This is a genomic window from Streptococcus sp. HMSC062B01 (genome assembly GCF_001811085.1).
In the GTDB taxonomy this organism is placed as follows: domain Bacteria; phylum Bacillota; class Bacilli; order Lactobacillales; family Streptococcaceae; genus Streptococcus; species Streptococcus gordonii.
This window is the reverse complement of sequence record NZ_KZ672777.1, coordinates 14,209-27,646: the sequence shown is the minus strand read 5'-3', so window position 1 is coordinate 27,646 and position 13,438 is coordinate 14,209. Positions and strand designations below refer to the sequence as shown.

Annotated in this window: 11 protein-coding genes; 9 read left to right on the top strand and 2 right to left on the bottom strand. The window is 40.3% G+C overall.

Annotated features, from left to right (window positions below):
• Positions 1 to 141 precede the first annotated feature (141 nt).
• The 4 genes from HMPREF2780_RS02850 to HMPREF2780_RS02835 are packed head-to-tail and all read left to right on the top strand — an operon-like array spanning position 142 to position 3,923.
• Positions 142 to 1,299 carry an ABC transporter ATP-binding protein gene (locus HMPREF2780_RS02850; RefSeq protein WP_045502205.1) on the top strand — a complete coding sequence of 386 codons (1,158 nt, stop codon included), beginning with the start codon at positions 142 to 144 and terminating at the stop codon, positions 1,297 to 1,299.
• Positions 1,280 to 2,086 carry an ABC transporter permease gene (locus HMPREF2780_RS02845; protein WP_045773764.1) on the top strand — a complete coding sequence of 269 codons (807 nt, stop codon included), beginning with the start codon at positions 1,280 to 1,282 and terminating at the stop codon, positions 2,084 to 2,086. The genes HMPREF2780_RS02850 and HMPREF2780_RS02845 overlap by 20 nt, the downstream gene beginning before the upstream one ends.
• A complete protein-coding gene (locus tag HMPREF2780_RS02840; protein WP_008808976.1) occupies positions 2,083 to 2,856 on the top strand; it encodes an ABC transporter permease in 774 nt (257 codons plus the stop codon). Before HMPREF2780_RS02845 ends, HMPREF2780_RS02840 begins: the two co-directional genes overlap by 4 nt.
• Entirely contained in the window at positions 2,853 to 3,923 is a 1,071-nt protein-coding gene (locus HMPREF2780_RS02835) for an ABC transporter substrate-binding protein (RefSeq protein ID WP_105026100.1), read from the top strand. Before HMPREF2780_RS02840 ends, HMPREF2780_RS02835 begins: the two co-directional genes overlap by 4 nt.
• 33 nt (positions 3,924 to 3,956) lie before the next feature.
• Here the strand turns inward: HMPREF2780_RS02835 and HMPREF2780_RS02830 are convergent, their stop codons facing one another.
• Both HMPREF2780_RS02830 and ppdK read right to left on the bottom strand, forming a co-directional pair.
• Entirely contained in the window at positions 3,957 to 4,364 is a 408-nt protein-coding gene (locus tag HMPREF2780_RS02830) for a DUF6556 family protein (protein WP_105026099.1), read from the bottom strand.
• Between the two features lie 290 nt (positions 4,365 to 4,654).
• Positions 4,655 to 7,276, bottom strand: a complete 2,622-nt coding sequence (ppdK, locus tag HMPREF2780_RS02825) for a pyruvate, phosphate dikinase (RefSeq protein ID WP_105026098.1) — start codon at positions 7,274 to 7,276, stop codon at positions 4,655 to 4,657.
• A 233-nt stretch (positions 7,277 to 7,509) separates the two neighbouring features.
• On the opposite strand from ppdK, the gene HMPREF2780_RS02820 reads away from it, so the two are divergent.
• From HMPREF2780_RS02820 to thiI, 5 genes are all read left to right on the top strand, one after another.
• A complete protein-coding gene (locus HMPREF2780_RS02820; RefSeq protein ID WP_012000270.1) occupies positions 7,510 to 8,148 on the top strand; it encodes a CBS domain-containing protein in 639 nt (212 codons plus the stop codon).
• A gap of 2 nt (positions 8,149 to 8,150) precedes the next feature.
• A complete protein-coding gene (locus tag HMPREF2780_RS02815) occupies positions 8,151 to 8,963 on the top strand; it encodes a pyruvate, water dikinase regulatory protein (protein ID WP_012000271.1) in 813 nt (270 codons plus the stop codon).
• Positions 8,964 to 9,018: 55 nt separating this feature from the next.
• The gene (locus HMPREF2780_RS02810) at positions 9,019 to 10,929 is read left to right on the top strand and encodes a fructose-bisphosphatase class III (protein WP_061598688.1); all 1,911 of its coding nucleotides are present in this window, start codon (positions 9,019 to 9,021) and stop codon (positions 10,927 to 10,929) included.
• Positions 10,930 to 11,028: 99 nt separating this feature from the next.
• Positions 11,029 to 12,171 carry a cysteine desulfurase family protein gene (locus HMPREF2780_RS02805; RefSeq protein WP_061598689.1) on the top strand — a complete coding sequence of 381 codons (1,143 nt, stop codon included), beginning with the start codon at positions 11,029 to 11,031 and terminating at the stop codon, positions 12,169 to 12,171.
• Between the two features lie 3 nt (positions 12,172 to 12,174).
• Complete coding sequence (gene thiI / locus HMPREF2780_RS02800) at positions 12,175 to 13,389, top strand: tRNA uracil 4-sulfurtransferase ThiI (RefSeq protein ID WP_061598691.1); 1,215 nt, start codon at positions 12,175 to 12,177, stop codon at positions 13,387 to 13,389.
• Positions 13,390 to 13,438 lie beyond the last annotated feature (49 nt).

Here is a 13,438-nt window from a genome sequence, read left to right as displayed (position 1 = left end):
TTCTGACCGCTACGTTTTAGTTGAGGGGGTGACGCCTATCGATATCGCAAGTATGCAGGGCACTAGTTGCCCTCGAGAAGCAGTAGCGGCTTGACAGAGCCCCAATCTGTTAATACATGAAAAAGAAGGAATTTATGTGAATTGAAAAAACCAATTATCGAATTCAAAAATGTTTCTAAGGTTTTTGAGGATAACAATACTGTTGTTTTAAAAGACATTAACTTTGAGCTAGAAGAAGGAAAATTTTATACTCTTCTGGGGGCTTCAGGGTCTGGTAAATCTACTATTTTAAATATTATCGCAGGCCTCCTAGATGCCTCTACAGGAGATGTCTTTTTGGATGGGGTACGGATCAATGATGTACCTACCAATAAACGTGATGTACACACTGTCTTTCAGTCTTATGCCCTTTTTCCACATATGAATGTCTTTGAAAACGTGGCCTTTCCGCTACGTTTGCGTAAGGTTGAGAAGAAGGAAATTGAACGTCGTGTCAAAGAAGTGTTGAAAATGGTTCAGCTGGAAGGTTTTGATCGCCGTTCTATTCGAAAATTATCAGGTGGTCAGCGGCAACGGGTAGCCATTGCTCGAGCGATCATTAATGAACCTCGAGTGGTCCTCTTAGATGAACCACTATCAGCTCTTGATTTGAAATTGCGGACGGACATGCAGTATGAACTTCGTGAGTTGCAACAGCGCCTAGGGATTACCTTTGTCTTTGTTACTCACGACCAGGAAGAAGCTCTAGCAATGAGCGATTGGATCTTTGTCATGAATGACGGAGAAATTGTCCAGTCTGGTACACCGGTTGATATCTATGATGAGCCGATTAACCATTTTGTTGCGACTTTCATTGGAGAGTCTAACATCCTTCCGGGTAAGATGATTGAAGACTATTTGGTTGAGTTCAATGGCAAACGCTTTGAAGCGGTGGACGGTGGGATGCGTCCAAATGAGTCTGTTGAAGTGGTTATTCGTCCAGAAGATCTGCGGATTACTCTACCAGAGGAAGGAAAACTTCAGGTTAAGGTTGACACCCAGCTCTTCCGTGGAGTCCACTATGAAATCATCGCCTATGACGAACTGGGAAATGAATGGATGATTCACTCGACCCGCAAAGCCATTGTCGGTGAAGTCATTGGTCTTCAGTTTGAACCAGAAGATATCCATATCATGCGTCTCAATGAAACAGAAGAAGAATTTGATGCTCGTATCGAAGAATATGTTGAAATTGAAGAACAAGAAGCTGGTCTGATTAACGCAATCGAGGAGGAAAGAGATGAAGAAAACAACCTCTAACCTCTTTATCGTTCCATATTTTTTATGGATTGTGCTTTTTGTACTAGCACCAGTCGCTATGATTATCTGGAATTCCTTCTTTAATATTGAAGGAGGATTCACCTTAGAAAACTACCGGACTTATTTTGCCTCTCAGAATTTGACCTATTTAAAAATGAGTTTCAATTCGATTTTTTACGCGGGAATTGTAACTTTGGTCACTTTATTGGTCAGTTATCCAACGGCATTTTTCTTGACTCAGCTCAAGCACAAGCAACTCTGGCTTATGCTGATCATCCTACCGACTTGGATTAATCTTTTGCTGAAGGCCTATGCTTTTATCGGAATCTTCGGTCAGGATGGCTCTATCAACCAATTCCTTAGTTTTATCGGAGTTGGTCCTCAGCAAATTCTTTTTACCGATTTTTCTTTCATTTTTGTTGCTAGTTACATTGAGCTTCCCTTCATGATTTTGCCAATCTTTAATGTATTGGATGATTTGGATCCAAATCTCATTAACGCCAGTCGTGATTTGGGAGCCAATCGTTGGGATACTTTCCGTCGCGTGATATTCCCACTTTCGATGAATGGAGTGCGCTCAGGAGTTCAGTCAGTTTTCATTCCCAGTCTCAGCCTCTTCATGCTGACTCGTCTGATTGGCGGAAATCGAGTTATTACCCTAGGGACAGCGATTGAGCAACACTTTCTAACGACGCAAAACTGGGGGATGGGTTCAACCATCGGAGTGGTTCTGATTATTGCTATGCTCCTGATTATGTGGGCAACCAAAGAAAGGAGAGATCGATGAAGAAACTATCCAGTATCTATCTAGCTTTTGTCTTTCTGATTCTTTATCTGCCAATCTTCTATCTGATTGGTTATGCCCTCAATGCTGGTGACGATATGAATCAATTTACCGGCTTTAGCTTGACTCACTTTGAGAACCTCTTTGGTGACAAGCGTTTGATGCTGATTTTGGCTCAAACCTTCTTTCTGGCCTTTCTTTCTGCTTTAATTGCGACAATCATTGGGACTTTTGGAGCAATCTATATCTATCAAGCCAAGAAAAAATACCAGGAAGCTTTCCTTTCTGTCAACAATGTCTTGATGGTAGCACCAGATGTAATGATTGGTGCCAGTTTCTTGATTCTCTTCACCAATATGAAATTCCAGCTGGGCTTTATCTCAGTTCTGGCTAGCCACGTGGCCTTCTCTATTCCGATCGTTGTTCTGATGATTCTGCCAAGGCTTAAAGAAATGAACGACGATATGATTAAGGCGGCTTATGACTTAGGTGCCAGCCAGTTACAAATGTTGAAAGAAATCATGTTGCCCTATCTGACACCAGCTATTATAGCAGGGTATTTTATGGCCTTTACCTACTCTTTGGATGATTTTGCAGTGACCTTCTTTGTAACAGGGAATGGGTTTACTACCTTATCAGTGGAAATTTATTCTCGTGCCCGTCAGGGGATTTCTTTGGAAATCAATGCCCTATCTGCTTTAGTCTTTCTCTTTAGTATTTTACTGGTGATTGGCTATTACTTCATTTCACGAGAGAAGGAGGAGCAGGCATGAAAAGACTCTATTCCTTTCTAATCGGTATTGTTGCCATTGTCGCTGTCTTATGGCTAGTTAGTGTTCAGCTTGAAAATCAAACCAAAACTAGTGGTGGAGATAAGCTGGTCATCTATAACTGGGGTGACTATATTGACCCAGAATTGCTAGATGAATTCACCAAAGAAACGGGAGTTCAAATCCAGTACGATACCTTTGATTCAAATGAATCAATGTACACTAAAATCAAGCAGGGAGGGACTACTTATGACATTGCCATCCCTAGTGAATACATGATTGCCAAGATGATCAAAGAGAATTTGGTAGAAAAGCTAGATCACAGCCAGATCAAGGGGATGGAGAATATCGGTTCAGATTTCTTAGACCAGCCTTTTGATCCAGGGAACCAATATTCTGTTCCTTATTTCTGGGGAACCCTGGGCATTGTTTATAATAGCAAGATGGTTGACAAGGCTCCAGAACATTGGGATGACCTTTGGCGCCCAGAATACAAAAACTCTATCATGTTGATTGATGGAGCGCGTGAGGTTATGGGCTTAGGTCTTAATTCTCTTGGCTATGGATTAAATGACAAAAATGCGGATCATTTGCAGGAAGCTGTGGACAAGCTCTACAAGCTTACACCAAATATCAAAGCTATTGTAGCAGATGAGATGAAGGGCTACATGATTCAAAACAATGCAGCAATTGGTGTAACTTTCTCTGGAGAAGCTAGGCAGATGCTAGAGAAGAACGAAGACTTGCGTTACGTAGTTCCTAGTGAAGCCAGCAACCTTTGGTTTGATAATATTGTCATTCCAAAAACGGTTAAAAATAAAAAAGCAGCTTATCAATTTATTAACTTCATGCTGCGTCCAGAAAATGCCTACAAGAATGCGCTTTATGTTGGCTATGCAACACCCATTCCAAAAGCCAAGGCTCTTTTACCAAAAGAAGTCCAAGATGATGAAGCTTTCTATCCAACGGCAGAAACGATGAAACACTTAGAAGTCTATAAACAAATTGGACCAAAATGGTTAGGAATTTATAATGACCTCTATTTACAGGTTAAGATGTATAGAAAATAAAAAAATGAGCTGGAACAGATGTTCTGGCTCATTTTATTGTTGATTTTCCTGCTCGCTGCTACTAGCACTTGTCTCAGACTGGCTAGAAGAAGTAGTGCCGTTGCTTGAAGAACTCGAACTGGTCTCCGTACTAGTTGCAACTGAACTCTCTTGTGTGGAGGTCTCAGTGGCCTCAGAAGTAGATGCAGTAGTCGTCTCTTTTTCGACTTCCTTGATGATAGTAGTCGTTTGAGCAGAAGAACTGGTCTCTGATTTCTTTTGATCATTGGACTTCATTGCATTCATAATAGTAATAGTCGCTGTGATAATACCCAGCACACTACCAATCAAGGTTAAGGTTTTCTGAAAAGCAGATAGGCCTTTTTTGATATGGCGCCCAGCTTTTCCAGCTTCCTGATTATCTTTATTTGTTTTCTTATTTTGACGAGAATAGTTGGTCATAATGTTTTTCAAACTCCTTTGCAAAAACTAAATATGAATTCAAGTTCATTTCATATTTTCCATTATACGTCTTTTATTTTAAAATGTCTTAAAAAAATAAAAATTTTATATTTGAAAACGCAGTCAGTAGGTTTTTTCTTTTATCTCTAGCCAAGAAGTTTGATGATAAGAGATGTCTGGGTAAATTTTCAAGATAATAAAAGAAATCCTGCTTAGGGAAACGTGGCTTTTATCATAAAGTGAGGCTGGGAATTCTTTGTCCCAGCCTTTTTAAATACCCATAAAGAATTTTAATTTTTTCCCTCTTGTAGAACAGCTTGCGCAACGGCAAGTCTAGCTGCAGGGACCCTATAAGGCGAACAGGAAACGTAGGTAACCTCGATATCCTGGAAGAAAGAAATAGAAGCAGGATCTCCGCCAACCTCACCACAAATACCAATGGATAAATTTGGTTTTACTTGGCGAGCCTTGTTGACTGCAATTCTCATTAACTCACCAACACCATCCTTATCAATATTTTGGAATGGATCGGATGAGAGAATGTCTTTCTTTTTATAATGGCCAATAAATTTTCCTATATCATCCCGAGAGAAGCCATAGGTCATTTGAGTCAAGTCGTTGGTCCCAAAACTAAAGAAATCAGCTTCCTGAGCCAGCTTGTCAGCAGTCAGACAAGCTCGTGGCAATTCAATCATAGTACCAATTTCATATGGGAAGGGCTTTTGTTCATACTCATTGAAGAGACACTGGATATGTTCATTTAGATATGATTTAACAAAGTCCAGTTCTTTTTTATCTGCTATCAAAGGGATCATAATTTTTGGATTGATTTTAAGTCCTTCTTGATGCAGTCTAATGGCACTACTAAAAATAGCCTCAGCCTGCATTTTGTAAATTTCTGGCTGAGTAATTCCCAGACGGCATCCCCGATGTCCTAGCATAGGGTTACTTTCCTGCAAGTTCTCGATTTGACGGGCTAACTTTTCTGGTGACTTGTGCAATTTTTCGGCTAAAAGCTTTATTTCCTGAGGATCCTTAGGCAAAAATTCATGCATTGGTGGATCTAAAAGGCGAATAATCATCGGTTTATCCTGAATTGCTTGGAACATTTGGTAGAAGTCTTCTTCTTGGAAATGTAAAAGTAGCTTGAGGGCTATCTTAATCTCCTCTTCGTTGTCAGCGAGAATGAGGCGACGCATTTCTAGGATCCGGTCTTGACCAAAAAACATATGTTCAGTACGGGCCAGTCCAACCCCTTGAGCACCAAATTTCATAGCTGTTTCCAAATCTTTGACAGTCTCAGCATTTGCTCGAACTTTCAGACGAGCAACTTCATCAGCCCAAGAAAGCAGACGCTGTAGATCTTGATTATTTTCAACTAGGACGGTTGGGATTTCTCCGCTATAAATGCAACCTGAACTACCATCAACAGAAATGATATCTCCTTCAGTAAGGGTAAGACCTCCACATGAAAGTGTCTTGCATTCCTCGCGAATGCTTAGTTCTCCACATCCAGCGACACAGCAGGTTCCCATTCCTCTAGCGACAACGGCTGCATGAGAGGTCATACCACCTTGACTGGTTACAATAGCTTGGCTGACCACCATTCCTTCAATATCTTCTGGAGAAGTTTCCTGTCTGACTAAAATGACTTTTCTTCCTAAATCGTTTAGTTCTTTAGCTCGATCAGCTGTAAAGACTATTTCACCAGTAGCAGCTCCAGGACTAGCTGGCAAACCTTGGGCTATGAAAGAAGCTTTTTGTAATGCTGTATCTTCAAAGACAGGATGAATGAGCTGACTAATAGACGCAGGAGATACTCTTAAGAGGGCATCATTTTTACTGATAATACCTTGGTCTACTAAATCTAACGCAATTTTTAATGAGGCTTTGGCAGTACGTTTACCATTTCTAGTTTGTAAGATATAAAGATTCCCTTTCTCAATAGTAAATTCAATGTCCTGCATTTCTTTATAATGGTTTTCAAGAATGCTAGCGTAGTCCTTAAAGGCTTTATAGGCTTGGGGTTGAGCTTTTTCTAATGCAGCTATAGGTTCTGGAGTCCGTATGCCAGCGACCACATCTTCTCCTTGGGCATTCAGTAAAAATTCACCGAATAATACAGCTTCACCGCTAGCAGGGTTCCTAGTGAAACAGACTCCAGTTCCACTGTTTTGATCACTATTTCCAAAAACCATGGCTTGAACGTTTACAGCTGTTCCCAAATCATGAGAAATGTGATTTAAATCACGGTAAATTTTAGCTCGATTATTATTCCAGGACTTAAAAACAGCTTGAATAGCAGCGTAAAGCTGCTCTATCGGATTTTCTGGAAAATTCTTATTTTCTTGATGGTAAATTTCTTTATATTGCTTAACCAAGTCTTGGTGCTCAGCAATTGACAATTCTTTAAGGCTTTTATTCTGGTTCTTTTCAAAATTTTCTAATAAAGTATCAAAAAGTTCTTTAGGAATACCATATACAACATCTGCAAACATTTGAAGAAGACGTCGGTAACAGTTGTAGGCAAAGTCAGGATTAGTCTGTTCGGCTAATATTTGTGTCCGATGATCATTGAGCCCAAGATTCAAAATGGTATCCATCATTCCTGGCATGGAGAATTTTGCACCGCTACGAACGGAGACTAAAAGCAAGTCAGAGTTCTCTCCATTAAAAGATTTATTCGTTTTCCTCTCAAGGATAGTAATCGCTTTCAAAACATGATCTTTTAAAGAGGAATCAAAGAAATCAGGATTTTCGAGAAACTTGATACAGCTTTCTGTAGTAATGGTAAAACCTGGAGGAACAGGCAATCCCAAATTGCTCATCTCTGCTAAATTGGCTCCTTTTCCACCAAGGAGAGCTTTGTCATTCGCACTTCCTTCCTCGAAGGAATAAATCCATTTTGTCATATCTGCCTCCAAATTGATTTAATATGTGTCATATTAAAAGACAAATACATTGTAATATACATCATATATGCTTGTCAAACAAAAAACATGCAGTTTTTTTGTTGACATATTTAATTTTTTTGATATAATGTGTAACAAAAATGATGATTATATAAAAACTTTTAATTTAAATATGCCAATAATATCCATTATTTATTTTTATCATTATAGAATACAGAAAGGTTTTATGTTAATTGAAATTAAGCGAACGACAAAAGAAAATTGTAGAAATTGTTAAAGTTCAGCAGCCTTTGAGCGGTGAGAAAATATCGGAGCTACTGGATATTTCTCGGGCTACATTACGGTCAGATCTTTCCTTTCTAACCTTGGTTGGAATCTTAAAGGCTACTCCGAAAGTTGGTTACACGTATTCTGGCACTGATCTTGAAACACTTTTCTTTTTTGATACTTTTCGAAAAGAAGTAGCAGAGATTATGACTTCTCCAGTCTTGGTAAGCCATGATTCTTATATTCAGGATGCTATTATTACTCTCTTTATGTATGATGCAGATGTTCTCTATGTCATTGATGAAGAAAAGCTTCTCCTTGGAATTATGTCGCGTAAAGATCTTCTGAGGGCTTCACTCAATTCTAATATCAATAGTACACCTGTAGCAGTTTGTATGACTAGGATGCCCCATATTAAAACATGTCACAAGAATATGAATATTTTAGAAGCTGCTGCCCTCCTTCAAGATTATGCCATAGATTCGTTGCCAATAGTGGACGAGGAGAATGAGCGTAAAATTTTAGGAAGCGTGACCAAGTCAGCCTTGTTGGATTATATTATTCAGCAAGCTCGAAGCGCTGAGGTGAATAGAGAAGAGGAATAAATATGAAAAAAGAAATGATTGTTTATAGTGTTTCAGATTCATTGGGTGGGACTTCGCAAAAGTTGCTGTCAGCAGTTACAGCTCAGTATCCGGATATCATTTTTAATAACAGCTATCGTTTTCCTTTTATTAACAAAGAGGAGGAACTGTTAGATATTTTGCGTGATGCCATCAAGGATGATGCCCTGGTTATTAGTACTCTGGTTGATGGAAAGCTAGCCTCTGTGGCTAGAGAGTTTAGTCAGGCTCACGGTCTGTCCTATTTGGATTTGATGCATCCATTTTTTGAAATTATCAAGGAAAAGACTGGAACTGACCCGATTGAAGTGCCTGGGACCCTTCATCGTTTAGATAGCGAATACTTTAATAAAATTTCAGCTATTGAATTTGCGGTCAAATATGATGATGGTAAAGCGCCACAAGGATTTTTAGATTCAGATATAGTCCTATTGGGTGTTTCCCGCACTTCGAAAACACCTCTTAGCATTTACTTGGCTAATAAAGGGTACAAGGTTTCAAATCTTCCTTTAATCCCAGAAGTTCCTCTGCCTCAGGTTTTGGAAAAAGTTGATTCTCGACGTCTAATTGGTCTTGTGTGTGAGCCAGAAAAATTAGCGAAAATTCGTAGTCACCGTCTCGACTCTTTAGGCTTGACCCAAGAAACCAGCTATACAGATCTGGAAAAAATTTATCAGGAATTGGACTATTCTAAAACCGTATTTAAAAAATATGGAGCTCAGATCATTAATATGTCAGATAAATCAATTGAAGAGACAGCTTTCTTGATCGAAGAGCATTTAAAGAAACTGAACTAAGCGAATGAAGAGTTAACTGTTTTTCATAAATAGGTTAGAGCGTTGGAGGGCAGATATGGAGCAATATAAGCGTATTTTACTGAAAGAATTTGACTCTCGGCAAAAGGTTATTACAGAACTAACCAACCTTGAAGCAATTTTAAACCTTCCTAAAGGGACAGAGCTTTACATCAGTGATATTCATGGAGAATTCGAGGCTTTTGACTATATTTTAAGAAGCTGTGCTGGTATTCTTAATGAAAAAATTAAGGATTGCTTCGGGGATTCTTTATCACAAGATGATAAAAACAGACTATCAGCTTTGGTTTCCTATCCAGAACTTGTCTTGAAAGAAAGCAATAAAAGCAGAGACTGGTACAAGGACACCATCCCTCAGCTGTTAAGCTTGCTGACCTTTGCAGCGGCCAAGTACAGTCGCTCCAAGCTAAGAAAGGCCTTGCCCCCTCAATATGCATATATTATTGAAGAATTGGTTTATAGTGATACTGCTTTAGCGGATAAAAAATCTTACTTCGAAAATATTCTGTCTTATGTCATTGAGCTACGCGAAGCTGTTCCTTTTATTCTGGGGATATCTGGCAGTATCCGTCGCTTATTGATTGACCACTTGCATGTAGTGGGAGATATTTTTGATAGAGGGGCTGGTAGTCCTCAAGTCATGGATGAACTCTTGCATTTTCATTCTTTAGACATTCAGTGGGGAAATCACGATATTATTTGGATGGGAGGCTTTTTCGGCTCTAAAGCCTGCATGCTCAATGCCTTGCGTATTGCAGCACGCTATGGTTATCTGTGGGATATCGAAAAGGCGTATGGCTTAAATCTTCGAGCCTTAACACTATTTGCGGATAGAACCTATAAGGCCAATCTTAAGTTTAGACCTATTCTGGGACATAGAGAAGACGATTTCACTGCTGAAGAAATTTTACAGTTGGAAAAGGTTCATCAAGCTCTTACCATAATACAGTTTAAGCTAGAAAGTCAATTAATAAAAAGACGCCCTGAGTTCCAGATGGAGGACCAGGTTACCTTGGATAAAATTGATTACTGGGAAGAATGTCTGACGATCGATGATAAAAAACATCCTTTGATTAATACTTGTTTTCAAACTATTGATCCAACAAATCCATCAGAATTAAGTCCAGAAGAAGCGCAAGCAGTTGACAGTATGTTGGCTTCCTTCCAAGAATCACTCAAGCTGGCTGAACATATCAACCTGCTCATGAAAAAGGGTTCAATGTATAAGATTTACAACCAACATTTGCTCTTTCATGGCTGTATTCCTCTTGAACCTTCTGGAGAGTTTCAACCTCTTATGATTCATCAAGCGCATTATGTAGGAAGAGAATTGCTGGATTTCTTTGAATACCATATTCGCCAAGCAGCAAAGAATAAAGAAATCGGCGATGATTTTTCGACAGACTTAATTTGGTATTGTTGGAGAGGCAAATTGTCCCCTCTATTTGGGAAAGATAAGATGACCACTTTAGAACGTTATTTTATCGAGGATAAGGAAACCCACAAGGAAGTGGAAAATTCTTATTTTTCTTATCGTAATTCTGAGAAAATTTGTCAATTGATTTTAGAAGAATTCGGCCTCTTTTCTCAGGAGTCTAGAATGGTCAATGGCCATACTCCAGTCAAGACAGGCAAGGGAGAATCTCCTATTCGTGGCGGTGGCTTGCTCTTCGTCATTGATGGCGGTTTGTGTGAAGCTTATCAAGAAAAGACTGGAACAGCAGGATATTCTTTGCTGAATAATTCTTACGGTTTTCAACTGGTAACCCACCAACCCTTCCAAAATGCCCAAAAGGTAGTAGAAGCCCCTTTTGCCCAGACTTCTTTAAAGAAAGTTATTGAAAATGTTGAACAGCGAACTCTGATTAAATCCACTAGTATCGGTCAAATATTGATGGCTCAGCAACAAGAACTTTTTGCTCTGCTACATGAATTTTACGACTTTTAAAACATACCCTAGATTCTTCTTGAATTTAGGGCTTTTTCTTTCTTGTTCCTGTTTCTCTTTCGTGTTACAATAGGAGTATTGAATTTTAGAGGAAAGAACATGATTTATTTAGATAATTCAGCGACAACAAGACCTTATCCTGAGTCTTTGGCCACTTACACAGAGGTTGCTTCTAAAATCTGGGGAAATCCTTCCAGTCTGCACAGTTTAGGCAGTCAGGCAACCCGTCTCTTAGAAGCTTCACGTAGGCAAATTGCAGAGCTTTTGGGCAAGTCTTCGTCGGAGATTTTTTTTACGTCTGGAGGGACAGAAGGAGACAACTGGGTGCTTAAAGGAGTTGCTTTTGAAAAGATTCCCTTTGGAAAACACATCATCGTATCCAACATTGAGCATCCCGCGGTTAAAGAATCAGCCCTCTGGCTACAGAGTCAAGGGTTTGAAATAGATTTTGCCCCAGTGGACAAGGCAGGTTTTGTTGATGTAGACAAGCTAGCGGAGTTGATTCGACCAGACACCACACTAGTCTCTATCATGGCTGTCAATAATGAAATTGGCAGTATTCAACCCATTCAGAAAATATCCGAACTGCTAGCAGACAAGCCGACTATTTCCTTTCATGTGGACGCTGTACAGGCTGTTACGAAGATTCCAACAGCTGCTTATCTGACGGATCGCGTGGATTTTGCGACATTTTCCAGTCATAAATTTCATGGTCTTCGGGGTGTGGGATTTGTCTATATCAAGTCTGGCAAGAAAATCAGTCCGCTTTTGACTGGTGGAGGTCAGGAGTCGGACAAACGCTCAACGACGGAGAATTTAGCTGGCATTGCTGCGACAGCCAAGGCCCTGCGTTTGTCTATGGAAAGGCAAGAAGTATTTGCCCAGAGGACGACTCAGATGAAGAAGATTCTCCTTGAAGAGCTGCAGAAGTATCCAGATGTGATGATTTTCTCAGACATGGAAGATTTTGCGCCCCATATACTAACCTTTGGTATCAAGGGAGTGCGTGGCGAAGTTGTCGTTCATGCATTTGAAGACTACGAGATTTATATCTCGACTACCAGCGCTTGCTCTTCTAAGGCTGGAAAGCCAGCAGGAACCCTAATCGCTATGGGGGTTGAAAAGTCTATCGCTCAAACGGCTGTCCGTATCAGTTTGGATCTTGACAATGATATGAGCCAGATGGAGCAGTTTTTGACAACTTTTAAAATCATTTACGAAAAAACTAGAAAAGTAAGGTAAACAATGCATTATTCAGAAATTATGGTACGCTACGGTGAGCTCTCAACCAAGGGCAAGAACCGCATGCGCTTTATCAACAAACTCAAACGCAATATCCAATCAGTCTTATCAATCTATCCACGGGTTCATGTCAAGGCTGACCGTGACCGCACTCATATCTATCTGCATGGAACAGACTATCAGCCGGTCGCTGAATCACTCAAGCAGATTTTTGGGATTCAGAATTTCTCTCCATCTTATAGGGTTAAAAAGTCTGTACCAGCCTTGATTGAAGCTGTTCAAACCATCATGAAGCAAGTCTATCAGGAAGGCATGACCTTTAAGATTACCAGCAAGCGCAGTGATCACAGCTTTGAGTTAGATAGCCGTGAGCTTAACCAGACGCTTGGCGATGCTGTTTTTGAGGCTATTCCCAATGTTCAGGTTAAAATGAAAGCGCCAGACATCGAGCTTCGCGTCGAGATCCGAGAAGAAGCGGCCTATATCTCTTATGAGACGATTCGTGGTGCTGGGGGACTGCCAGTCGGCACTTCAGGCAAAGGCATGCTCATGCTGTCGGGTGGGATTGACTCACCAGTGGCTGGTTATCTGGCTCTCAAGCGTGGTGTAGATATCGAGGCGGTTCACTTTGCCAGTCCGCCTTACACCAGTCCAGGTGCGTTGAAAAAAGCTCAAGATTTGACACGAAAACTGACCAAGTTTGGTGGCAACATCCAGTTTATCGAAGTTCCTTTCACAGAGATTCAAGAGGAAATCAAGGCCAAGGCTCCTGAATCCTACCTGATGACCCTGACTCGTCGCTTTATGATGCGTATTACGGATCGGATTCGGGAGGAACGGGGGGCTCAAGTCATTATCAACGGAGAAAGTCTAGGTCAGGTGGCTAGTCAAACTATCGAGAGTATGCAGGCTATCAATGCTGTAACCAATACACCGGTTATCCGTCCAGTCGTGACCATGGACAAGCTGGAAATCATTGAGATTGCAGAAAAAATCGATACTTTCCAAATTTCTATCCAGCCATTTGAAGACTGCTGTACTATTTTTGCACCAGACCGGCCTAAAACCAATCCGAAAATCAAGAATGCGGAGCAGTACGAATTTCGCTTAGATGTTGAAGGTTTGGTAGAGCGTGCCGTTGCAGGCATCATGATTACTGAGATCAGACCACAAGCAGAAACTGATGAAGTTGACGAGCTGATTGAGGACTTGTTATAGGAGTTTAGAAGTAGCTTTTTACTGAAAGAATCTGGAATTATATCCATTG